The 22,999-nt window shown below is 65.2% G+C and carries 16 protein-coding genes and 1 tRNA gene; 10 read left to right on the forward strand and 7 right to left on the reverse strand.

Features of this window, described 5'->3' with window-relative positions; translation table 11 throughout:
• The first annotated feature begins 954 nt into the window (after positions 1-954).
• The 3 genes from tig (at position 955) to G4L39_RS00710 (ending at position 3,698) form a co-directional block, all read left to right on the forward strand.
• Positions 955-2,292 carry a trigger factor gene (gene tig / locus G4L39_RS00700; RefSeq protein ID WP_165105175.1) on the forward strand — a complete coding sequence of 446 codons (1,338 nt, stop codon included), beginning with the start codon at positions 955-957 and terminating at the stop codon, positions 2,290-2,292.
• A gap of 94 nt (positions 2,293-2,386) precedes the next feature.
• Entirely contained in the window at positions 2,387-3,049 is a 663-nt protein-coding gene (locus G4L39_RS00705; RefSeq protein ID WP_165105177.1) for a bifunctional 4-hydroxy-2-oxoglutarate aldolase/2-dehydro-3-deoxy-phosphogluconate aldolase, read from the forward strand.
• Positions 3,050-3,071: 22 nt separating this feature from the next.
• Positions 3,072-3,698: a GNAT family N-acetyltransferase gene (locus tag G4L39_RS00710; protein WP_165105178.1), complete on the forward strand. Its 627-nt coding sequence runs from the start codon at positions 3,072-3,074 to the stop codon at positions 3,696-3,698.
• Between the two features lie 81 nt (positions 3,699-3,779).
• Here G4L39_RS00710 and G4L39_RS00715 read toward each other — a convergent pair whose 3' ends face one another.
• Positions 3,780-4,529 (reverse strand): DUF72 domain-containing protein, encoded by a 750-nt coding sequence (locus G4L39_RS00715; protein WP_165105179.1) that lies wholly within the window; start codon positions 4,527-4,529, stop codon positions 3,780-3,782.
• A 220-nt stretch (positions 4,530-4,749) separates the two neighbouring features.
• Entirely contained in the window at positions 4,750-6,255 is a 1,506-nt protein-coding gene (gene lysS, locus G4L39_RS00720) for a lysine--tRNA ligase (RefSeq protein WP_165105181.1), read from the reverse strand.
• A 146-nt stretch (positions 6,256-6,401) separates the two neighbouring features.
• Here lysS and G4L39_RS00725 point away from each other — a divergent pair, with 146 nt between their 5' ends.
• Complete coding sequence (locus G4L39_RS00725; RefSeq protein WP_165105182.1) at positions 6,402-7,283, forward strand: fumarate hydratase; 882 nt, start codon at positions 6,402-6,404, stop codon at positions 7,281-7,283.
• 105 nt (positions 7,284-7,388) lie between these two features.
• Here the strand turns inward: G4L39_RS00725 and G4L39_RS00730 are convergent, their stop codons facing one another.
• Both G4L39_RS00730 and G4L39_RS00735 read right to left on the reverse strand, forming a co-directional pair.
• Complete coding sequence (locus G4L39_RS00730) at positions 7,389-8,102, reverse strand: response regulator transcription factor (RefSeq protein ID WP_165105183.1); 714 nt, start codon at positions 8,100-8,102, stop codon at positions 7,389-7,391.
• A 1,210-nt stretch (positions 8,103-9,312) separates the two neighbouring features.
• Positions 9,313-12,372 carry a sensor histidine kinase gene (locus tag G4L39_RS00735; protein WP_343203288.1) on the reverse strand — a complete coding sequence of 1,020 codons (3,060 nt, stop codon included), beginning with the start codon at positions 12,370-12,372 and terminating at the stop codon, positions 9,313-9,315.
• A gap of 367 nt (positions 12,373-12,739) precedes the next feature.
• Between G4L39_RS00735 and G4L39_RS00740 the strand changes: the two genes are divergently transcribed.
• The 5 genes from G4L39_RS00740 to G4L39_RS00760 all read left to right on the forward strand — a co-directional run bounded on the left by G4L39_RS00740 (position 12,740) and on the right by G4L39_RS00760 (position 18,727).
• Positions 12,740-13,375: a hypothetical protein gene (locus G4L39_RS00740; protein ID WP_165105186.1), complete on the forward strand. Its 636-nt coding sequence runs from the start codon at positions 12,740-12,742 to the stop codon at positions 13,373-13,375.
• Between the two features lie 58 nt (positions 13,376-13,433).
• Positions 13,434-14,075, forward strand: a complete 642-nt coding sequence (locus tag G4L39_RS00745) for a PEP-CTERM sorting domain-containing protein (protein WP_165105187.1) — start codon at positions 13,434-13,436, stop codon at positions 14,073-14,075.
• A gap of 1,545 nt (positions 14,076-15,620) precedes the next feature.
• The gene (locus G4L39_RS00750) at positions 15,621-16,808 is read left to right on the forward strand and encodes a DUF4912 domain-containing protein (RefSeq protein ID WP_205880683.1); all 1,188 of its coding nucleotides are present in this window, start codon (positions 15,621-15,623) and stop codon (positions 16,806-16,808) included.
• Between the two features lie 41 nt (positions 16,809-16,849).
• Entirely contained in the window at positions 16,850-17,074 is a 225-nt protein-coding gene (locus tag G4L39_RS00755) for a hypothetical protein (protein WP_165105189.1), read from the forward strand.
• A gap of 84 nt (positions 17,075-17,158) precedes the next feature.
• Complete coding sequence (locus tag G4L39_RS00760) at positions 17,159-18,727, forward strand: glycoside hydrolase family 57 protein (protein WP_165105190.1); 1,569 nt, start codon at positions 17,159-17,161, stop codon at positions 18,725-18,727.
• A gap of 107 nt (positions 18,728-18,834) precedes the next feature.
• Here G4L39_RS00760 and G4L39_RS15680 read toward each other — a convergent pair whose 3' ends face one another.
• Positions 18,835-19,974 (reverse strand): UbiA family prenyltransferase, encoded by a 1,140-nt coding sequence (locus G4L39_RS15680; RefSeq protein WP_165105191.1) that lies wholly within the window; start codon positions 19,972-19,974, stop codon positions 18,835-18,837.
• Between the two features lie 89 nt (positions 19,975-20,063).
• On the opposite strand from G4L39_RS15680, the gene G4L39_RS00770 reads away from it, so the two are divergent.
• Positions 20,064-21,413: an MFS transporter gene (locus G4L39_RS00770; protein WP_165105192.1), complete on the forward strand. Its 1,350-nt coding sequence runs from the start codon at positions 20,064-20,066 to the stop codon at positions 21,411-21,413.
• A 108-nt stretch (positions 21,414-21,521) separates the two neighbouring features.
• Here the strand turns inward: G4L39_RS00770 and G4L39_RS00775 are convergent.
• A tRNA-Arg gene (locus tag G4L39_RS00775) sits at positions 21,522-21,597 on the reverse strand.
• Between the two features lie 114 nt (positions 21,598-21,711).
• On the reverse strand, positions 21,712-22,971 hold the full coding sequence (gene murA, locus G4L39_RS00780) for a UDP-N-acetylglucosamine 1-carboxyvinyltransferase (RefSeq protein ID WP_165105193.1): 1,260 nt from the start codon (positions 22,969-22,971) through the stop codon (positions 21,712-21,714).
• Positions 22,972-22,999 lie beyond the last annotated feature (28 nt).

Consider the following 22,999-nt stretch of genomic DNA (forward strand, 5'->3'; position numbering starts at 1 on the left):
TCGTTTAGAGACTCCTCCGATTCGAAAACATCGTTTTGCACCCCGCCCCAACGGCTGGCTAAGGATTCAGGGGGTCCCGCGGAACGCGCACACGGCTCGAGGGTTCGATGCCGGCGACCCGACGCCATCAGTGGAAAGAGAGAGCGGGCGGCCGGGCCAACCGCCGTGTTGACTCCCCATGAGACCCGGTTTCACAGTGCGGCCCCGGGTGGCGTCCCTTGGAAGATCCGCTCCTTCGGAAGGACGGCGTGCGACCTGTTCAGCTGGTTCGCGGACCCTCACCGGGTCCGGGCGTTCCCCGTGCATGGGCGGTCGGCGGCTCCCGCGTGACCGCCACCCCTTGCTTCCGCGCATCCGAAGGCAAGCACAGGACCGCAGACTTCCTTGATCACACGGGGATACCGGGCGCGCATGGACCGTCTGCACGGGGCCGCGCAATTGCGGAGCCCCCGGCGCGACCTGCGAGACGGGGAGCGCCGCCTCCTGCTGGTCCATCTCGCGTCCGGACGCCGACCACATTTCCACTCACCACGCCCCCGCGATCTCATCGGCCCGCAATGCGCTCTGGTTGTCTGCCGGGCAACTTCCACGTCTGGTCAAGGTGCCTCGGCGGCTGCACTCTGCTTTTTTGAAGCCCTGTGGCGGTCGCGGACTCCCGCCCCGCCGGCACCAACTCCCTTCGCAGCAGCCGATGCAACGGTTTCTGCACCCAAACCCTAAGAACGCCGTGGAAGGGGTTGCGGAGGTGACGACCGGAGGCCTCCGCCGACCAGGCCGGGCCCACCCCGAACAACGGCCAACGGCCACCAACCGAGATGCGCCCCGGATGCAACCGGTCGGTCTGGCGGGCTTGACGGAGGGGGTTGCCATTCTAGATTGTTTCGCTCTGCCGGTCGCGGAGCCTCGGAGCCCGAAACGCGGGCCGGCAACAGCAACCAGGAAAGGATTGGAACTGTGAACATTTCGGTAGAACCGTTGGCCCCCTGCCGCAAGCTGGTGCGGGTGGAAGTCGAGGCTGCAAAGGTGGACGAGGCCTTTGCCGAAACGCTCAAGGAGTACCGGGCGGAGGCGATCCTGCCGGGTTTCCGCCGCGGCAAGGCACCCTTGGAACTGGTCGAGCGCAAGTTCCAGAAGGAAATCGAGGAAGCCGTCCGGCGCCGACTCCTGCAGGAGTGCCTGAAGGAGATTGAAACCAACAAGGGTCTGCGCCCGTTGCGAACGGAAAACCTGGAAGTGGTGCAGTTCGGTCGCGGCCAGGCATTGAACGCCGTCCTGACCCTCGAAACCGAGCCCGAATTCGACCTGCCGGAGTACAAGGGCCTGCCCGCCAAACGCGAGATCCGTTCGGTGACCGAGGAGGACGTGGAACGTGCCCTGGAGGTGCTGCGCCGCCAACGCGTGCGCTATCAGACCGTTGACCGCCCGGCGGCCACCGGCGACATCGCCGTGATCAACTACACCGCCACCGTGGAAGGCCGGCCCCTGCGCGAGGTGGCCCCTGATGCGCCGAGCCTCGCCGAGGCCAGGGCCTTTTGGGTCAACGTGGAACGAAACGCCTTCCTGCCCGGCTTCGGAGAACAGTTGACCGGTGCCCGGGCCGGCGAATCGCGGACCATCCACCTCATGTTCCCGCCCGATTTTCCCAGCCCGGCCCTGGCAGGTCGACCGGCCGCATTTCAGGTGGAGGTCGTCGAGATCAAGGAAGTGGTCCTTCCACCGCTGGACGACCAGTTCGCCAGGGACCTGGGAGCCGAAAACCTGGAGGCCCTCCGCGCAGGCGTCCGGCGCGACCTTGAAAATGAGCTGAAATACAAACTCCGACAGCAGGTCCGATCCCAACTGATTCGCGGGTTGCTGGAGCGGGTCCATTTCGACCTGCCGGAATCTCTCGTGGAGAACGAGACACGCCGGGTCGTCTACCAGATTGTCCGCGAAAACACGGCCCGGGGCGTCAGCCGCGACCTGATTGAACGTGAAAAGGAGACCATCTACCAGAACGCACTGGCCACCGCCCGGGACCGGGTCAAATGGGACTTCCTGGTGAACCGGATCGCCGAAAAGGAAAACATCAAGGTCACCGAAGAAGATTTCCATCGCTGGGTCGCCTATCACGCCGCCCTGGCCAACAAAACGCCCCAGCAGGTGTTGTCCGAAATCGTCCAAAACCAGACGGCCCAGGCCGTCCACGACGAAATCCTCCACGGGAAGGTTCTCGAGTTTCTCGAACAACACGCCCACATCGAGGACGTTCCGCCGGACCAAATGCCCGTGGGGTTGGCCATCCGAAGCTGACCGGGCAACGAACCGTCCACCGCGGCCGGGTGCGCCGCGGGTCACTTTTTCCGCGACAGCAACGGCGGCTTTTCTATCATGAACCGCCGTTGCTATGCGTACGCGCGATCAAATCCTGCAGGCGCTGACGGACCCGGGCGTCATCGCCGTGGTGCGGGCACGGTCCCGGGAACAGGTTCTGCCCCTGACCGAAGCCCTGCTGGCAGGCGGGGTGCGGGCGGTGGAAATCACACTCACCACGCCCGAGGCCTGTGCGGCCATTGAAGAGGCCCGGCGACGATTCGAAAACGACGCCCTGATCGGCGCCGGCACCGTGCTGAACGCGGACCAGTGCCGCGCCGTCCTGGCCAGCGGCGCGGAGTTTGTGGTTACCCCGCTGGCCCGCCCGGATTTCGTCCCCATCATTTTCACAGGCGGGGCCGTCAGCGTCATCGGAGCCTTCACCCCCACCGAAGCCCAATGGGCTCACGAGGCCGGGGCCGACTTCATCAAACTCTTTCCGGCCGAGCTGTTGGGCCCGGGGTTCGTGCGTTCCGTGCGGGCTCCGATGCCCCACCTGCGGTTCATCCCCACGGGCGGAGTCACCTTGGAAAACCTGGCCGAATGGTTTCAGGCCGGTTGCCCGGCCGTGGGCGTGGGCTCGGCCCTGGTCTCCAGGGAGATCCTGGCGGCCAACGACTGGGCCGAACTGAAACGCCGCGCAACGGCCTATGCCGAGGCCGCCCGCGCAGCCCGTGCCGGGACAAAAGCCGCTTGAACCCTCTGCTCCGACCCCTGCCATGGAGGGCGGCAACCTGCGAGTCCGGCGTGCCACGGTGGATGACCTTCCGCAGTTGCGCACTCTTTGGCAGGCCCAGCTACCCGACGTGGCCGGACTGGAACGACGCGTCACGGAGTTCCAGGTGGTCGAGTCGCCCGAGGGACAAATCCTGGCCGCCGTTGCCCTCGCAATGGAGCAGGGACACGGACTCGTCCACAGCGAGGTCTTCGCCGACTTCGCCGGGGCCGACCATTACCGCGCCCTCTTGTGGGAGCGGCTCGAACAGGTCGCCCGCAACCACGGGCTCTACCGCGTCTGGACCCGCGAAGAGGCTCCGTTCTGGGCCCGCTGCGGCATGCATCGGGCCGAGGAAACCGTGCTCGCCCAGTTGCCCGAACCCTGGCGCGCGCTCAAGGGCCGCTGGCTGACCCTCCAATTGCGCGAACCCCCGCCCGAAGGCCTGTCCATCGAAAAAGAATTCGAACTGTTTATGCAGGCCGAGCGGATGCGCACCCAAGCCCTGCTCGAGCGGGCCCGGTGGATCAAAAAAGTGGCGACCTTGATCGCCCTCATCCTTGCGATCTTGGTCCTGGGGGCGGCTTGGTACCTCCTGCAACGCCGCCCCGGCGGCGTCGGCGTCCCTTGAAGTTCGCCCGGTCCCTCCTGTTCTCCGCCGAGGAAGCGGCCCGCCCGCGGCCGGCGGTTGACACCGCCCTGCCACCGGTGGTCAAAGCCGCGCCAAAAACCGCAGCGCGTCCTCTTTCATCGTCACGTTGTTGAAAAAGACATGGGCCGGGCCCGGACCCACCCGCCTCTTCAGCTCATCCAGTTCCTCGTCAGTAAACCGATGGGAGTAGCCGGTGCCCCCATGCAGCCGATAGTAGGGCACCGCCCCCGCCAGGCACGGTTGCCGGAACGGATCCACTGCATGGGTCAGGTGCAGTTCCTCGCACAGGGAACGCACCAGGTCGGGCGGCCAGGACCCGCGCGGTTCCCACACGCAGTCCAGCCCGGAACGATCCAGGTTCTCAAAAAACCGCCGCAAACGCCGGACGTTCTCCGGCGTGGGTGTGAACCGGGCCGGACATTGGAAGAGCACCCGCCGCGCCTGTAGGGCCCGCGCCACCTCCAGGGTCCGTTGCCACGCAAAGCGCACCACCGCGGTGTCCTGAAAATGACCGCACTCGATCAGATCCGCCTCCGAAAGCTCCGTCCGCAACCGGCGGTAGGTGGGGCTGTCGGCCGTGTGGGTGATCAACTGCCACGCTTTTAACGTGAACTCGAAGTCTGCCGGCGCTGCGGCCCGCCATTTGCCGGCTGTCTCGACCCGGGGCGGCTCGTAGAACGTCTGTTGAATTTCCACCACCCGGAATTTGCGAAAGTAGTCCTTCTGGGACCCCGCAAAACCGCAACACCCCACCTTGAGCCCCGAGCCGGCTCCGACCGATCCGCCCGTTGGGTCCCCAGGGCCGTGCATGGTTCCGCCCAGTTGAGCAAGGATCCACGTTCAACCGTCCACCCTCACCGGTTGCAAACGGATCCGTCCGGGATGTTGACCTCCCCGGACCTCTTGCGGAAGTCCAAAACCCCGCGGTTCCACACCCCACCCGGTCGCCGCAGCCGCGGGGCCTGGTGAACAGGGTACGCCGGGCCCTCGCACCAGGGCGCAGCGGCGTCGGACCCGGGAGTGTCCACCGTCAACCGGTCGGGCCGGCCGCAGCGGTCGGCAGATCCGTACCTGCAGCTGTGTGCGGCTGACGAGGACGCAGTTGCGGGAACAGGATCACGTCCCGAATGCTCTCCTGACCCAGCAGCATCATGCACAGCCGGTCAATGCCCATGCCCATGCCACCGGCAGGCGGCATCCCATGCTCCAGCGCCACAAGGAAGTCCTCGTCCAGCTTTTGCCGTTCGCCGCCGGCCTGGTGTTCCAGCCGTTCGCGCTGTTCGATGGGATCGTTCTGTTCCGTGTAGGCGGGCGCGATTTCCTGGCCGTTGATGCACAGCTCAAACACCTCCACCGTGGTGGGATCCTCCGGCGACACCTTGGCCAGTGGAATCAACTCCCTGGGCAGATGCGTCACGAACACCGGCTGGATCAGCGTGGGCTCGATCAGCTTTTCAAACACGGCCTGGGTGACCTCGAAATCCTCGTAATCCGGCCCCAGCTCCGCCCCCAGCCGTTCCGCCCGCGCGCGCCGTTCCTCCGGCGTGACATCGAACCAGTCCCGGCCCGCCCGTTCGCGCACCAGATCCTTGTACCGCACCCGGGGCCAGGGCGGCGTCAGATCAATCGTCCGCACCACCTGCCCCTCCGCGTTCCGGTGTTCGACCCGCAACGTGCCCAGCACCGTCTGCGCCACGTGCACAATCATGCTCTGGACCAGTTCCATCATGGTCTCGTAATCGCCATAGGCCTGATAAGCCTCCAGCATGGTGAACTCCGGATTGTGCCGGCGGGAAATCCCCTCGTTGCGGAAACACCGACCCAGCTCGAACACCCGGTCAAATCCCCCCACCAGCAGCCGCTTCAACGGCAGCTCCAGCGCGATCCGCAGGTAAAACTCGCACCCCAGCGCATTGTGCCAGGTCCTGAACGGCCGCGCCGCCGCACCCCCCGGAATGGCCTGCAACACCGGCGTCTCCACTTCCACAAACCCGCGGTTGTACAGAAACTCCCGGATGGCCCGCACGATCCGGCTCCGCTTCAAAAACACCTGTTTGACCTCCGGGTTGGCGATCAGGTCCAGATAACGCTGCCGGTAGCGGATCTCGGTGTCTTCGAGCCCGTGCCATTTGGCCGGGGGCGGTCGCAACGCCTTGGCCAGCAACACGCACTCGGTCGCCCGCACCGAAATCTCACCCGTGCGCGTGGTGAACAACGTGCCGCGCACCCCCACGATGTCGCCCAGATCCAGGTGCTTCACGAGCTCGTAGGCCTCGTCGCCCAACACGTTCTTCTGGGCGTAGACCTGCAGCCGACCGCTGCCGTCGCGCACATCGAAAAACAGGCTCCTGCCCATGTCCCGATGCGCCGTCACCCGACCCGCCACCGCCACCTCCTGGCCTTCCACGTACCCGGTCCGGGCCTCCTCGCAGCTCCGGGTGGGCGTGAACTTGTTGCGAAACGGATCCAGGCCGCGCGCCCGCAGGGCCGCCAGCTTCGCCTTCCGCTGTTCAATCAGCGCATTGGACTCGTCCATAACCGCCCGCGATGAAACAACACCCGGCCCGCAAAACCAAGCGTCCACTGCAGCCCGTTCGTCGGCCCGGACCCACCGGTTTGCCGGGCCACCCGGACCCTCTGCCGCGTTGCGGCCACGGCCATCCCCACCTACATTGCACCTACATGAACGGCGAATTGCAGGCTTCCCTGGTGGAACTGATCCGGCGCACCTCGGCCGAGATGCCCGACGACGTCGCCCGGGCGATCGTGGCGGCGCTCGAACGGGAACAGAAGGGCACCATCGCCGAGTCGGCCATGAAAATCATCCAGGCCAACATCGAACTGGCCCGGCGCAAATCCCAGCCCATCTGCCAGGACACCGGCAGCATTCTGTTCTACGTGGATTGCCCGGTGGGCTATGACCAGATTGCCTTCGAGGAAACCGCCCGCGAGGCAGTCAAACTGGCCACACGCAAGGGGTACCTTCGCCAAAACTCGGTGGATTCCCTCACCGGCAAAAACGACGGCACCAACGTCGGCCCCGGTTCGCCCACCCTTCATTTCCACCAACACCGTTCGCCGGACGTTTACGTCCGCCTCATCCTCAAGGGCGGCGGGTGCGAAAATGTCGGCGCCCAATATTCGCTCCCGGACGAGCGCCTGGGAGCCAACCGTGACCTGGCCGGGTGCCGCAAGGTCATTTTGGACGCCGTGTTGCAGGCCCAGGGCAAGGGCTGTGGCCCGGGCGTGCTGGGCGTTTGCATTGGTGGCGACCGCGCCACCGGATACGAGTTCAGCAAACAACAGTTCCTGCGCCGTCTGGACGACCGCAACCCCAACCCCGTCCTGGACGAACTGGAACAGGACATCGTGCGCACCGCCAACGAACTGGGCATCGGCCCCATGGGATTCGGCGGCTGGACCACCCTGCTGGGTGCCAAGATCTGTGCCGTGAACCGTCTGCCGGCCTCCTTCTTCGTCAGCGTCAGCTACATGTGCTGGGCCTTTCGTCGGCAGGGGGTAAAACTCGATGCCCAGGGCCGCATCGTGGAATGGCTCTATTGAGGGCCTGCAACCCACGAAGCCCGGCCGGCCCGAAGGCCGCATTCGAAACGCCCCCGCCTGCCCCGACCGCGGACCACCCCGCGGCCCGTGAACCTGCTGGCCCCCTCAGTTCTTCCGACCGCCGGAACCTTCCGAACCTCGATCCGCGCCTCCCGCGCCCGGAGCCCAATGGGCATACCGGGCCACCGCCTGCCAGCGCGAACGCACATGCAGTTTCTCGTAGATCCGCCGGATGTAGGTGTTCACCGTGGGCAGGCTGATGCTCAGCGCATCCGCAATCTCCTTGTACAGGTAACCCCGCGCCAGCAGATCCAGCACCTCCCGCTCCCGCGGCGACAACTCGGCCGTTTCCGGTGCCTCCACCGCACCTGCAGACAGTCCCGCCGGTTGCTGCTGAAAGGATTGCACCACCTTGCGGGCAATGTTGCTGGTCATGGGCGAGCCCCCGCTGTGCACCTGGCGCACCGCCGCCAGAAGTTCCTGCCGTGTGGTCTGTTTGAGCAGGTAACCGGTTGCACCCGCCTTGAGCGCATCGAAAATGTGATCCGCGTCCTCGTACACGGTCAGCATCACGAACTGCGCCTCCGGCATCTGCGGTTTCAGCCGGCGCACACACTCGATCCCGTTCAGCCCGGGCAGGTTGATGTCCACCAACACCACGTCCGGTTTCACACCGGGTAACTCGCGCAGGGCGGTCTCGGCCGACTCATACTCGCCCACGCAGCGAAACCCCTCCGCCCGGCGCAACCATTGCGCCAGGATCTCACGCGCCGGCGCGTCATCCTCAATGATGGCCACCGCAATACTCACCCTGCCCATGCAGCCTAGTCTATGCCCGCAGCTCCCGGGTGTCATGATTTCACACGACAGCTCCACCCCGGCAGCACTGCGCCACTCCGCAAGGCCGCCCTCGAACGCATCCCCACGGTCCGTTGCCCGGCCGTCGGAGAGGCCGCGTTCCCGGCGGCCGATTCCCGGACCGACTCCCCTCGGCAGTGCGGGCAAGATGAATCATGGTCCCCGGCCACCGGGGCAGAAACCGCCAGGGCCCTGCGCGAAGCACCACATCCAAACAGCAGCGGCTCTCCCGTCTGCGTGTTCGGCATTGGATGATGCACGCCTGCAACGATTCCAATCGCCCGGCCCCTTGCGCGCCCTGTCATGCCCTCATACCCCGCGCCACGGTCGGCCCCGGTACGCCCGCCACCCGACCTCGCATCCGCCGCGGGTAACCCACCCTTCACCGGGCTCCGACATTCCGCCGCCGGGATCAATCCCGGCCATTCTTCACCCGAACCGTGGTTGCCCGGTCTCAATTGGGCGCATGCGACCGCGGCACCGTGAACACCACCCTCGTGCCCTGCCCGGGAGCGCTGCGGATTTCGCACCGCCCGCCGATGTCCTCCAGGCGTTGCCGCATAGTCTCCAAGAATCGGTCCTACACCCTGCTAGCCGGAATCATTTTCGTGGCCGGTGCGGATGGTGGACCACCGTGACCAGGCGGTTCTTGAGAGTGTGGTGGGTTTCGTGCTAATAAAACCAGCAACAAAAACTGCCACTGGCTATCGGCTGAGCAGCAGGACTATGACGTCCAGTGAAGCACTAGCCATACTGCGAGCGCTCGCAAACGGCACCAATCCAAAAACGGGGGCTCCGATTGAGCAGCCGGGTGTATTGCAGGACCCCGACGTTATCCGAGCACTGTATACAGCGGTCTTGGTTCTCAGTGATGCCCAACCATTGCGATTCAGGGCAAAATCCACTCCGCCTAACGTGGGTCGGCCTTGGACTTCTGAACAGGACTCCGAGCTGCTTGCCCGCTTTGACTCTGGGTGTAGCATCGGAGAAATTGCCAGGGCCCTTGGGCGAACTCGTGGAGGCATTGCCGCGAGATTGGTGCGATTAGGGCGTGTCGAAACGCGACGGGAGGTTTATGCCCGAGCGGAGAGAACCCTTTCTTCCTCTCCAGACCGTCATGGAGTGCTCGATCGTACCCCGCCCGTTAAAGCTGGCGTCCCACTTGGCCAGTTCAACCCGAGTGGCGGGCCCGCGGCACCGTGAACACCACCGTCGTGCCCTGCCCGGGAGCGCTGCGGATTTCGCACCGCCCGCCGATGTCCTCCAGGCGTTGCCGCATGTTGTCCAGGCCGTGACCGCCGCGCCGCGCCACTCCTGCCCCCGGGTCCCCCGCTGGCGCCGGCTCGAAACCCCGCCCGTCGTCCTCCACCTGCAAAACGAATCCGTCCGACCCGGTTTCCAGCCGGATGCGCACCTCGCCGGGCGCGGCGTGCTTGACCGCGTTGTTCAGCGCCTCTTTGAAGGCCAGAAACAGATTGTGCCGCACCTCGGCCGTTACCGGCCAGGCCGGTAAATCCACCGGAACGTCCAGCCGACACCTGATCCGCGCCGCAGCCAGAAACTCCTGGGCAAACCGCCCCAGATAGGTGGCCAAACTGTCCAGCGTGTCATGCCGCGGGTTCACCGCCCACACAATCTCGTCCAACGCCCGCGTCAGCTCGCGGGCCGTGTCAAAAATACGGTCCAGCACCGGCGCCACCAGAGCCGGATCGTCCAGCTCGGATCGGGCCGTCTGGCTCAGCAGCGTGATGCGCGTCAGGCTGGCGCCCAGCTCGTCGTGCATGTCCTTGGCAATCCGGGCCCGCTCCCGTTCCAAAGCCTGTTGCCGCTCCAGCCGCTCCAGTTTCCGCCGCATCCGCACTCGCGCCGCCGCCGCCACCCCACCGCCCACCGCACCCGCACCGGTCAACACGGCCAACATCCGAAACCACCACGTCTGCCAGATGAACGGCTCCACCCGAAACGAGACGCGCGCGCCCACCGGATTCCAGATTCCGTCGTTGTTGCATGCGGTGACCCGAAACACGTACTCGCCGGGCGGCAGATACTGGTACACCGCACTGCGTTCCGTCCCGCCCTCCGTCCATTCACGGTCCACCCCCTCCAACCGGAACCGAAACCGCACCTTCTCCGGCACCGTGAAACTCAGGCCGGTAAACCGAAACTCCAACCGATGCCGACCGGCCGGAATCCGGACCGGCTCCGTCGCAGCAAACGGTTGTCGCGCCCACGACTGCCCGTTCAGCCGAACCTCCTCGATCACCACCGGCGGCGGCTGCCGGTTGATCTTCTGTTGCGCCGGGTCCACCCCCACCAGCCCCTTGCTCGTGGCAAACCAGAGCCGGCCGTCGGGCGTCCTGCACCCCGCCGGTTGCAACCCCCCGGAGCATTCCAAGGTGGGCATCCCCTCGCCCTTCCCATACACCACGGCCGACACCGGACCGGGCCCGCCCCCGGCCACGCGGTCCAACTCCGCCTTCGCCACACGGATCAACCCGCCAAATGTCGAAAGCCACACCCAACCGCGCCCGTCCGACGTCATGTGGCAAATCACACCGTTCGGCAGCCCCTGACGTGGCCCCACCGGATCAAACCGTTCCCCCATGAATCGCACCAGCCCTTCCCCGGCCGTGCCCAGCCAGAGGGTACCCGGATCGTCCTGCCAAAGCGCCTGGACGTAATCGCTGGGCAGACCGTCCTTCCGCCGCCACTGGCGCACTTTCCCGTCCCGAAGTCGCCCCAACCCGCCACCCGACATCCCAAACCACACCGTGCCATCCGGGCTCTCCAGCACGGCACGCACATCCGGCGACTGCAGCCCCTCGGCTCGACCATACCACTCCACGCGGCCCGCGTCGTACCGGACCAACCCGTCACCCGTGCCCAGCCACATCTCCCCATGCCGGCCCGGCAGGAGGGCCAGCACCGGGACCGTCAACTCGTCCAGGCCCGGCGGCCGCTCAAAGCGCCCCTCAGAATTGCGCACAAACACCCCGCCACCCCACGTGCCCACCCACAGCCGACCCGCTCCATCCTCCGCCAACGACCACACAAACGGATTCGCCAAACCCGATTCACTCCCAAAGTGTTCCCACCGCCCTTGATGCCACCGATACAAACCCGCACCCTCCGTGCCCATCCATAGCGCGCCGTCGCGACCGTAAAGGACCGAAAGCACCGGCCGACCCTGCCACCGGTCGGGCGGTGCCGGGGTTTGGACCTGCGCCGCCCGCACCGCCACAAGCCCTGCACTGCCCACGCCCACCCAAAGGTTCCCCTCGTGATCCTCGCACAACGACCGAATCCAATCCTGCGGCAGCCCGTTCGTCCGCGTAAAATGCACCGGCGCTCCATCCGGTGGCACCAGGAACAAGCCCGCTTCGGTCGTGCCCCCCACCACGGTTCCGTCCTGCATCTCCAGCATCACCGGCACTCCATGGGCCCCCCAAGGGGCTTCACCCCGTTCTTCCGCCCAGCCCCACGCCGTCCAGCGCCCCAGCCGACCGTTCCGCGACACCCACAATCCGCCCCGCCGACTGCCGCAAATCCCCTGAACAAAACCCGCTTCCGGCGCGTCGCCAAAAGTTTCCACCTCCAATCGCCCGTTCCGAAGCACCGAGAGCCGACCATTCCGCGCAATCCACACCTCCCCTGACACCGTCCGCGCCACCGCAATCAGGCCGCGACCGCTCCCGCTGGCCGGCACCAGCCGACCTCTGTCCGCCACCCCGTACATCGTCCCTTCCTCGTCCACCAACCACACCCGGTTCCGTTCATCCCCCACAATCGCCAGGACCTTGCCCGTCCCCCACGACTCCGGCAGCGGCACCGGCCGAAATCGGCCCGCCTCGTACATCGTGGCGGAACCGTTCTCATGGCCAATCCACATCCGCCCCTCCGCGTCCTCGTACAACGCCGTCACCCGACTGCTGGCCAGCCCGGACGTGTTGCCCGCGTCAAACGCCACAAACCGCACCCCGTCAAACCGCACCAGCCCGCCGTACGTCCCCAGCCACAAATATCCGTCCCGCGTTTGCACCACCGCTGAAACCGAACTTTGCGGCAACCCCTCATCCGTGCTCCAATACTGAAAAAAATAAGAAGGCTCGCCCGCCGCGCCCGGTACAACGGAGCAAATACCTGCCCACCACAGAAGCCGGACCAGAACACACCACCTGCGCGCCTGGGCGGCAGCCGTGCCGGTTCCGGTTCGTCCGGTTGAGCAGTTCACCGCCCCATTTTGGCCGTGGATCGCGCCAACCCGCAAGCGGGACCGCCCCCCGGCCCCGCTGGCCTCACCGGATCCGTCAGATCGGTCAGATCCGTCGGATCCGTCAGATCCACATCTCCCTGCCCGCCAAGAACTTACCTCAGCGCTGCCAGCGTGCGGTTACGCCCTTGGGCACGGGCGTTGCCAGGGCGGGGTGGGGCGGCCCGGAGCCATTTCAGACCGGGGCTGTGGAAGGCACTCAACAAAGGTCCGGCTGATGCCCCGCGGCGTTCAAAATTTTTTCGCAAAAGCTATTGACAGGAATCGCGCAGTCTGGGAAAGTGGCGTCGCACACGGTAGAAAACCAACAACAACCGCACAGAGGACCATGAGAACCAAAGCACTACTGGCAGCTGCGGCCTTCGCAGCAGGTCTCGCCGCCTCAATGGCGCAAAACGTGTACTCCCTCAACGTCGTGGGGTACTACAACATCACGGTTCCGCCGAACAGCTTCGCGCTGATCGCGAACCAGCTCAATACGACAAACAACACCATTGCAGCGCTCCTGCCTTCAGTGCCGCCAGGCACGCAGCTGTTCAAGTACTCTGGCGGGGCATGGACGGCGTACATGTTCGACGAGTTCGATCTCGTCTGGACGCCGAATGGGGACGCAACGCTGAACCCTGGCGAGGGCGCGTTCATTAAGAACAACACAAGCCAGCCTATGACCATTACTTTCGTGGGCGAGGTTATGCAGGGCGAGCTGTCTGTGGCGATCCCGGCTGGATACGCCGTGGTTAGTTCCATGGTTCCGCAGGCTGGTGATCTGCCCAGCCTGAGTTTTCCTGCTCAGCCTGGCGACCAAGTGTTCAAATACGTCCCAAGTAGTGGGTACACTGCTTATATGTTCGACGAATTCGAAATGGCTTGGACGCCTTCCAACCCTCAAGTGGGCGTCGGTGAGGCGTTCTTCAGCCGCAAGGCGGCCGCAGCCAACTGGGTTCGTAATTTCACGGTGCAGTGACAGAGGCTCGCTTTGTTGTTGAAAGCAGGTAGTAAACCACAATCAACGCGTTGCTCCTATGAAGAAGACATTGGTGGTTGCAATGGCCTTGGCGTGCGCGGCAAGTGCATTTGCCCAAGGGACAGTCGTGTTTGTCAACAACGTCACGGGCGTCTTGCGTGCGCCGATTTATGGGCCGCTGGGGCCGGGCGACACTGTAAGCCTTGTGGGTAACGGCCCTTCGCCGTCCATTCCCGCAGGAACGGTGGATTATGGTGGCAGGCCGCTTCTGGCTGGTGCCGGCTATACAGCGCAGCTGTTTGCCGCGCCAGGGGCAGACCAGCCCGAGTCCTCCTTGCAGCCCGCAACGCCCACGACGACGTTCCGTACAGGCGCCGCCGCGGGCTTTGTCGCACTGGTGACGGCCACACTGCCCAACGTGCCGCCGGATGCCCCGGTTGCCACATTGCAACTGCGTGTGTGGGACAACATGGGCGGGACGGTGACCACGTGGGCGCAGGCGGAGGCCCTGTGGCTGTCGGGTCAGATCGCTGCCGGCAAGTCGCTGACTTTCAACGTCAACGCCATTGGTGGCACGCTGAACCCGCCGCCCAACTTGGTGGGGCTGCAAAGCTTCAACATCTACTACATCCCCGAGCCGGGCACGCTGGCGCTGCTCGGTCTGGGCGCGCTCGGGTTGATGGTCTTCCGTCGGAAGTAATCACCTGACCGCAAACTTTCAGGGCCGCACGGTTCGCCGTGCGGCCTTTTCTTTTCCGCCCTTCCACCAGCGACCATCGCCAAAGCGCCAAGCTGCCAACCGCAACGTGCTGTGGCTCATCGCAGGGCACCCCCTGCTTGAGCAATCGGCAAACCCCGCCCACCGCGAAATTACCCGCCGTCCGCTGTCGCACTGAAGCTCGGCCAAGCCGGGCCTCCTGGCTGGCGTCCGGTCGCACCGCCACTGAAACCGTAGGTTGCCCCGGTGCCAATGCGCCGGAACAAATCCCGCCGTATCAAAGCAGAGCTGCCCAATCGCTGCCCGACCGGGACCTCCCAATTGCCGGCGCTCGGCAGGGACAGCCTTCGGCGCGCGCACGAACGGAAGCGCCTGGGAAAGGCATGCCTCAAGTGCACACGAGCAGCATCTTCAAGAGCCCGGGCAAGGAACGGAGGGGGAAACGATACGCGGAATTGCGGAATCTTTTCGTAAAAGAGGATCGGCTCCCTCATTGAGGCCAACCGGTTCAAATCCCCGCCGTGAAACCCGGCTGCATCAGGGCCGAAAACGAAGAGCGACTGACCTCTCAACGGCACATTCGGTCGAAATTACGCACTGCCCATGGCAAGCCGGGTCGAACCACAAGTGATTATCAGGCCGTTGAAAAACACTCATCGAATATGCGGCTGTGACCGTTTTCGGTGTTCGAGCGACCTCGAGGGGGTTGCAAAGCCCTTTCGAAGGCCTCTTTTTAGCCCATTTTCGGGCAGGTTTGCCGTTTTCGGCGCAACGTATCTCCCTCGCGCATGATGCGGGTCCCACCAGCCTGAGAGGCTGCCGATGCGCAGGAGGATGTAGGCGGCAAAGCACAGCAGTGCTTGGCCCGCAAGTCGGTGCGTTTGACATGATAACGGGAGTTTGGGTAGGGTGATGGGGATTTTTCAACAGCCTGTTGATGAGCTCGAGCACAGGGCGATGTGCCGGGGCGCCCTTCGCGGAGGCTTGGAATAGCCGGGGATCGGGGTTGTGAACCGGTTTACGCACCCGAGCTTTCAACGGTCCGCCTCTGGCACCGGACTTCGGAGCCGGTGCCAGCCCATGCGGAATGGCCCTTCCCGAGAATCCGCCAGCTCACCCCGGGGAAACCGTAGAGGCGGTTCGCAGGAATGATTGCGGCACGCCAAGCCGGGTTGAGGTCGACCCTTACCATGCAAAAGGCCGGAGACCGACAGGCGATTGCACCGGCTTTTGGGTTGCCCGGAATTGCGGTTGCGCATCGCGGAGCGCCTGCCGTAAAGTGCCATTGCCAGCACCGGTGGGCGTTTTGGAGGAGTGGGCATGAAACCGAAGAAAAAGGCAACCAAACAGACCAGCGCACGGGCCCGGGGAACCGCCGCGACCAAACCACACGAGAAGCCGAAACAGGTTGAAAGTGCGGCGCCTGCCGAGGGGGCTCCCCGGCCGAAAGCAGCCCGCAAGGTGGCGAAGGTTCCGTCCGCCAGGGCTGGCCAGACCCGGGCGAAATCGGCGCGTCGCGCAGCGGCCGTGACACCGCCGGCTGTTCCGAATCCCCCGGGGGCCGAGACGGCGGGCCCACCCGTCGAGGTCCCACCGATTTTGTTGGAGGGTGACCGTCCGAGTCCGCCGCCGCTGAGCGGGCCGGGACGGCGGTATGAACTGGCCCCTGCCGGTCCCACCGGGTCGGTTCAGACGGAAACCTTGGACTTGCCGGAGGCTTATGGGACCAAGGCGCTGTTCCTACTGCCGCGCGATCCGCACGGGCTGTTTGTGTACTGGGATTTCACCCGGGCACAGTTGGCCGCGTATAACCAGCGGGCGCGCGAAGGACACATGACGCTGCGCGTTTACCGCGGTGAACGCAGCGGGCAACCGCATGTGGAGGTGGCATTGCCGCCCGAGGGACGGCAATGGTTCCTGCACGTGGGCGAGGCGGGGGCAACGTATCTGTGCGAGCTGGGTTATTATCGCAAGCGGGACGGTGCCTGGGTGTCGGTGGTGACGAGCGAGGTGGTGCGCACGCCACCGGAGCCGAAGTGCGAGGCAGAGCCGGTCCGGTTCATGACCCTGCCTGCGGGGGTGCCTTTGACGAAGGCGGAGGCGTTGGTGGCCCGGCTGGTTGCCCAACGACCCGAGCTGGCCCGTGCCGTGGCAGAGGCGCAGCAAAGGGGCGAACCTGTGTTGCCGGCAGCTTTCGCAGCGGCAAGCCCGCAATGGGGCACGGAGCAGCGGGAGGTGGTTGAGTCGTGGATCCGCAGCGAAACCTGGCGACCTGGCGGGGCCGGTTCGTTGGAGGTGTCGGAGCTGGTCCGGCGTGCTCTGGCCGGCTGGCCGACCTCGCCCGGCGGGGCGGGTTGGTCGGGCGCATGGGTGACGGGCGCGGCGGTATCGAGTCCTACAGGCCCGGCGGCGGCCGCTCCCCGGGGCTTTTGGTTCAACATCCATGCGGAACTGGTGGTGTATGGTGCCACGGAACCGGACGCCCGGGTGACGCTGGAGGGCCGGCCGGTGACGTTGCGGCCGGATGGGTCGTTCAGTTGCCGGTTCGTGTTGCCGGACGGGCGTTACGAGTTGGAGGCGGTGGCAACAAAGGCTGACGGATTGGAAAGCCGCCGGGCGGTGCTCCGGTTCAGCCGGCAGACAAGTTACTCCGGGGAGGTGCATCAGGCGCCGGCCGACCCGGCTCTGCAGCCGCCGCCCCCCGAGCGTCGTTAGCAGGCACGGTGCGGGGGACGGTTCTGGAAAAGGAGGGCGCGGTGAGTGCTTACGCGCGGTTGCTGGCCTCGCTGCTGCGATTGGTGGCGGTGGGGATGATCTTTCTGGCAGGGCTGGGCTTTTTCCTGGATTATGTGGACCGGCTCAAGGGGCCCGGGTCGGCTCCATCGAGTACGTGGCCCGTCTGGGTGCTGGGGGCGGGGTTGGTTCTGTTGGCGGTTAGCAGCCCCCTGGCCCGGTGGTGGAGCCGCCGGTGGGGTGATTGAAACCGCGGGCGGGAGGATCTTTGGTGTGAGGCGGTGCCGGTCCGCCAGGTGTGCGGACGCGCGCCGCAGGATGGATGAGGTGGCATGGAAGGTTATCTGGCCATTGTTTTGCATGCGCATCTGCCGTTTGTACGGCATCCGGAGCACGAGCGGTTCCTGGAGGAAAACTGGCTGTTCGAGGCCATCACCGAATGCTATCTGCCGCTACTGCAGCGGTTGGAAAGCTGGCAGCGGGAGGGCCTGCCGGTGCGACTCACCCTTTCGATTTCGCCCACCCTGGCGAGCATGCTGCGCGATTCGCTCCTGCAGGCACGCTATGACCGACACCTCGAGGGCCTGATTGAACTGACGGAACGGGAACTGCAGCGCACTTACTGGGACCGGCCGTTGCATGAACTGGCGGGGTTTTACCATCAACGGCTGCGCGAGTTGCGGGAGTTGTACCTGGGCATCGGGCGCGATCTGGTGGGGGCCTTTGCCCGCCACCAGGAGAGCGGGCAACTGGAGATCATCACCTGTGCGGCCACGCATGCGGTGTTGCCCCTGTTGCAGCACGCGCCGTCCGTCCGTGCGCAGGTCCTCGTGGCCCGGGATCATTATCAGCAGGTGTTCGGGCGGAGTTGCCGCGGGTTTTGGCTGCCCGAGTGTGCGTATGACGAGGGCGTGGAGGCGCCACTCCAGGAAGCGGATTTGCGGTGGTTTATCGTGGACGCGCACGGGTTGTTGGGGGCCCGGCCCACTCCGCGCTACGGGGTTTTTGCCCCCATCTACACGCCGGAGGGCATCGCGGTGTTTGGTCGGGATCCGGAATGCTCACGGCAGGTCTGGAGCAAGGAGGAAGGTTACCCGGGCGACCCGGTCTACCGCGATTTCTACCGCGACATCGGGTTTGACTTGGACCTCGACTATGTTCGGCCCTACCTGCCCACGCCGGATCAGCGGGGGTTCACCGGGATCAAATACTACAGCATCACCGGACCGGGTGCCGACAAACGGCCCTACGACCGGGCCCTGGCGGTGCGGCGGGCGGGCGAACACGCGGCCCATTTCCTCCAGGCCCGACTGGAGCAGGTGCGGAAGCTGAAGGGGGTGACTCCGGTGCCGCCCATCCTGGTGGCGCCCTACGATGCCGAGTTGTTCGGCCATTGGTGGTACGAGGGACCGGAGTTTTTGGATGCGCTGGTGCGGTTGATGGCCCAGCAGCGCACCCTGGGTTTCATCACCCCATGGGAGTACCTCCAGCGGCACGCCACGCATCAGGTGGCGCGGCCCATGCCGTCCAGTTGGGGCGAGGCGGGATATTGGCAGGTGTGGGTCAACGACACCAACGCCTGGATCTGGCCGCATTTGCGGGTGGCACAGCAGCGGATGACCCAGCTGGCGCGAAAACACAAACGGCCCAACCACCTCATCCGCCGCGCATTGCAGCAGGCGGCCCGGGAACTTTTGCTGGCTCAGGCGAGCGACTGGCCGTTCATCCTGCGAACCGGGACCAGCCCCGGCTACGCCCGGCAACGCATCAAGGATCACCTGCTGCGCTTTCACGCGTTGTACGATCAGCTGTTGCATGGGCGGGTGGATCCGCTGTGGCTGGAACAGCTCGAACAGCGCGACAACCTGTTCCCCAACCTTGATCCCTCCTATTGGGCCTGAAAGACTGCGTGACCCGTGAACACGCCGGTGCACGGTTCGTCGGCAGCGAACGGCCTTGAGCTGCGCTGCCGGCTTTGCGATGAGTCCGGAAGCTCTGACGTGACCTTTCAGTGCTCGGTTTGGAACCGCCGGTACAGGTTGCTTCCGATGGACCAGGCCAGGCATAGCCCCGCTTCCGCTGCGAGCGCGAGGGGGTCGAGGGGGATTGCCCCGGCTGCATGGCCGGCCAGGGGCCGCAGCAGGGATGAAACAAACCCGGTGAAAAGCCGATACCGATGGCAGTCCAAGCCGACCCAGGGCTTTGCCATTGCCAGAAGGACGTAAGCGGTGCAGGCGAGGAAGACCCACGCATTCACGGTCGCAGCCACGATCAGACCTGCGAGCAGGCCCGCAAACGCGCCGCTGGCAGCCCAGGAAAGAGGCACCAAACCGGCTGCCACGGGGCGCTTGCGACTGATGGGCAGGCTGCGGTCGGTTTCGAGGTCCATGAGGTCGTCCCATAAGTAGGCCGCGGCGGCGCACAGCGTAAACGCCAGCAGGGCGAGCAGGGGTCCGGGCTGCGCCAGGACGGGCCCGGGATTGGGATGAAAGCCCAACGGCACGAGAACGAGCAGGTTCCGAACCCATGCCCACGGACGCAGGGCTCGGAAGAGCGGAGCGAGACGCCGCGCGGGGCAATCGAACGTGGCCGTGACCGGGGCGAACCGCGCGGCACGGCGCACGAGCCAATCGGGTGCGTTTACGACGAGCGCATGGCGCGCGTGACGCCAGACCGCCAGATCGGCCACTGAATTGCCGGCATAATCGAACCCGCGTTCGCCAAATCTCGCCACCAGCGCACCGGCCTTGGTGCGGCTGCGGAGGTTGGTTTCTCCGTCACTGGCGAGGGTCTCGCAAAACAGCCCGAGGTGCTCGGCCACGGGTTGAGCGGCGTTTCGATCGGAAGCGGTGACGAGGTAAAGGTTCCGCCCGGCGCGATGTTGCTGGCGCAGATGGGTCAGGAAGCTTTCGACCCATGGAAGGGATGCCGGCGGAACGGTGGTGCGGCGGGCGATTTCCGCTTTGAGCCGCGCGCGGCCCTGCAACCACCAATCCAGGGATCGGATGAGGTTGGCCGGGTGTTGGCGCCAGAAACGTGCCAATCCTTCCCAGAGCAGGTCGGAGCGGATCAACGTGCCGTCCAGGTCCACGCAGAGCGGGACGGGATCGGCATGGCCCGGGGCCGGTGCGGATGGTGCCTCTGTCACGGGTCAGCACGTTAGGCGGCGTGGCAGACTGCAGGCAAGTAGCCGGTGCAGCTTGACAGCGACGGAGGGGGTTTTGGACGATGCGCGCCATGCAGGTGTCTGGCCAACTGAGCACGGGCTCCCCGGTCGCCGCGGAGGAGCGGATTACCTGGTACCACTGGTTGGTGGTCCTGTTGGCCTCAGCCGGTTGGTTGTTCGACTGCATGGACCAGCGACTGTTCGTGCTGGCGCGGGAATCGGCCCTGCGGGAGCTGTTGGGACCGGAAAAGACCTCCGAAGTGGTGAAGCAATACATCGGGTACGCCACCACGTCGATGATCCTTGGCTGGGCCACCGGCGGCATTCTTTTCGGCATGCTCAGTGACAAGTGGGGTCGGGTGAAAACCATGGTGACCACGCTGCTGGTCTATTCCGGGTTCACAGGCTTGTGCGGGTTGGCGACCTCGTGGGTGGATTTCACCATTTACCGGTTCCTGGTGGGGCTGGGCGTGGGTGGGATGTTTGGCGCAGCGACGACGCTGGTCGCCGAGAGTGTACCCGGCCGGGTACGGGCGGTGGCGCTGGGTGCGCTGCAGGCGCTTTCGGCCGTGGGCAACATGACGGGATCGTTGATCAGTTTGTGGATCCAGCCCGGGGCCGAGAATTTCCTGGGTCGATGGAGTGGTTGGCGAGTGCTGTTTTTCGTGGGAATTCTGCCGGCATTGCTTGCGGCGCCGATGCTCTTGCTCCTTCGGGAACCGGATGCCTGGAAACGGGCGCGCGAACTGGCCCGCAGTGGGATGGCTCAGCACAAGGTGGGCTCAATCCGTGATCTGTTTGCGCATCCACGCTGGCGCAAACATGCGTTGGTGGGCCTGATGCTGGGTGTGTCCGGAATGGTCGGCCTGTGGGGGATCGGGTTTTTCTCGCCGGAACTGATCTCCACGGCGTTGAAAGGCGCACCGCAGTCCACCGTGGACACCGTTCGGGCTTGGGGGACGTTTTACCAGGACCTGGGCGCGTTTGCGGGCATGACGGCCTTTACCGTGGTGGCGGCGTGGTTGAGTCGGCGCCTGGCCTTTTTGCTGGCCTTCGCGCTGTGTCTGTTGACGACGTCGTACGTGTTCCTGAATCTCCGGACCGCCACGGACGCCTACTGGATGCTGCCGATGATGGGCTTTGCCCAACTGGCCGTGTTTGCCGGGTACTCGATTTACTTCCCCGAGATCTTTCCGACCCGGCTGCGCGGCACGGGCGTGGGTTTCTGTTACAACACCGTCCGATACCTGGCCGCACCGGCGCCCATGCTGTTGGGACAATTGAGCGTGGCGCTGAGCCAGCAGGGCGTCGCCGAACCCTTCCGCACCGCGGCCGTGATCATGTGCTCGGTGTACCTGATCGGGATGGTGGCGCTGATCTGGGCGCCCGAGACCAAGGGCCGTCCCCTTCCGGAGGATTGAATCAGCCGTCGCAGCGCGGCGGGCCTTCCGATTCATTCCGCGGGATCAATCGGGTGAGCTGTCGGATTGGCCCGGGCACGCGCCGGCAGGGTCGCGCCGAAAAAAGTTTGGTACCCCCACCCTGAATCGAACAGGGATCCGCGGTTTAGGAAACCGCTGCTCTATCCATTTGAGCTATGGGGGCACCCATGGGCCTTGTAACGCGAATAGCTTACCGCAGGGACCATCGGACGTAAACCCCTGCACTGGATCTTGCGAAATGGACAGTCCCGCGGCCCGGAAACCTGAACGGCCGGGCTTATTCGGGAACCCGCTCGATGCGGGCGCCGAGGGCGCGCAGTTTGCCGTCAATGTTTTCGTACCCGCGATCGATGTGGTAGACGCGCAGGACCCGTGTGATGCCCTTGGCGGCCAGCCCGGCAATGACCAGCGCGGCCGAAGCCCGAAGGTCGCTGGCCATGACGGGCGCGCCGCTGAGGGGGCGCCCCCCTTTAACAATGGCGCTGGGTCCCTCGAGTTCGATGTCGGCCCCGAGCCGTGCCAACTCGCTGACATGCATGAACCGGGACTCGAAAATGCGTTCGGTAATGATGCTGATCCCCGGGGCCAGGGTGAGCAGCGCCATCATCTGGGCCTGGGCGTCCGTGGGGAATCCGGCGTAGGGCAGGGTGGTCACGTCCACCGGTTTGAGCCGACGCGCGCGGCGCACGATGAGGTCCGGCCCGCGACGTTCAATTTGCACGCCGGCCTCCTGCAGTTTGTCCAGAACGGCCGTGAGATGGCCGGGATTCGACCCGTGGATGGTGATCTCTCCGTTGGTGGCCGCGGCGGCAATTGCGTAGGTGGCGGTCTCAATCCGGTCGGGAATGACCTCGTGTTCGGCGCCGTGAAGTTCTTTGACGCCCTGGATGATGATGGTGGGGCTGCCGGCACCGGTGATGCGGGCGCCCATGGCGTTGAGGAAGTTGGCCAGGTCCACAATCTCCGGCTCACACGCGGCGCTTTGAATGATGGTGGTCCCCTCGGCCAGCGTCGCGGCCATCATAACATTGGCCGTCCCGAGCACGGTCGATCCGGCACGCCCACCCAGAAAGATCTCCGTGCCGACCAGTTTCCGTGCACGCGCATGGACGTACCCACCGTCAATGGTCACGCGCGCCCCAAGCGCCTCAAATCCTTTGAGGTGCAGATTGATCGGGCGCGCGCCAATGACGCAGCCTCCCGGCAGCGAGACGGTGGCACTTTTGAGCCGGGCCAACAACGGGCCCATGATGCAAATGGAGGCCCGCATCTTGCGCACCAGGTCATAATCACCGATGCCCTTGACCTTGCGGGCTTCGATTCGCAGTTCGTCGCCCTGAAGGGAGACCTTGGCCCCGAGCCAGGTGAGGATCTGGGCCATGAACTTGACGTCGGTGAGTTGCGGGACCCGGCGGATGATGCAGGGTTCCGGCGTGAGCAACGCGGCGGCCATGATGGGCAGGACGGCGTTTTTGGCGCCGCTGATGGTGACCTCCCCGTGCAGGGGTACGCCGCCTTTGATGACCAGGGTATCCATGGATTTCTGCCTTCTCCGGGTTCAGTAT

The organism is Limisphaera ngatamarikiensis, assembly GCF_011044775.1.
In the GTDB taxonomy this organism is placed as follows: Bacteria; Verrucomicrobiota; Verrucomicrobiia; order Limisphaerales; family Limisphaeraceae; genus Limisphaera; species Limisphaera ngatamarikiensis.

Bases quoted from the DNA above. Each gene is read 5' to 3' on its own strand.
- G4L39_RS00760 (WP_165105190.1), top strand. From the start codon at position 17,159: ATGGAAGGTTATCTGGCCATTGTTTTGCATGCGCATCTGCCGTTTGTA.
- murA (WP_165105193.1), bottom strand. From the start codon at position 22,971: ATGGATACCCTGGTCATCAAAGGCGGCGTACCCCTGCACGGGGAGGTC.
- lysS (WP_165105181.1), bottom strand. From the start codon at position 6,255: ATGGACGAGTCCAATGCGCTGATTGAACAGCGGAAGGCGAAGCTGGCG.
- G4L39_RS00730 (WP_165105183.1), bottom strand. From the start codon at position 8,102: ATGGGCAGGGTGAGTATTGCGGTGGCCATCATTGAGGATGACGCGCCG.
- G4L39_RS00740 (WP_165105186.1), top strand. From the start codon at position 12,740: ATGAGAACCAAAGCACTACTGGCAGCTGCGGCCTTCGCAGCAGGTCTC.
- G4L39_RS00745 (WP_165105187.1), top strand. From the start codon at position 13,434: ATGAAGAAGACATTGGTGGTTGCAATGGCCTTGGCGTGCGCGGCAAGT.
- G4L39_RS00710 (WP_165105178.1), top strand. From the start codon at position 3,072: ATGGAGGGCGGCAACCTGCGAGTCCGGCGTGCCACGGTGGATGACCTT.
- G4L39_RS00770 (WP_165105192.1), top strand. From the start codon at position 20,064: ATGCAGGTGTCTGGCCAACTGAGCACGGGCTCCCCGGTCGCCGCGGAG.
- G4L39_RS00705 (WP_165105177.1), top strand. From the start codon at position 2,387: ATGCGTACGCGCGATCAAATCCTGCAGGCGCTGACGGACCCGGGCGTC.
- G4L39_RS00725 (WP_165105182.1), top strand. From the start codon at position 6,402: ATGAACGGCGAATTGCAGGCTTCCCTGGTGGAACTGATCCGGCGCACC.
- G4L39_RS00715 (WP_165105179.1), bottom strand. From the start codon at position 4,529: ATGCACGGCCCTGGGGACCCAACGGGCGGATCGGTCGGAGCCGGCTCG.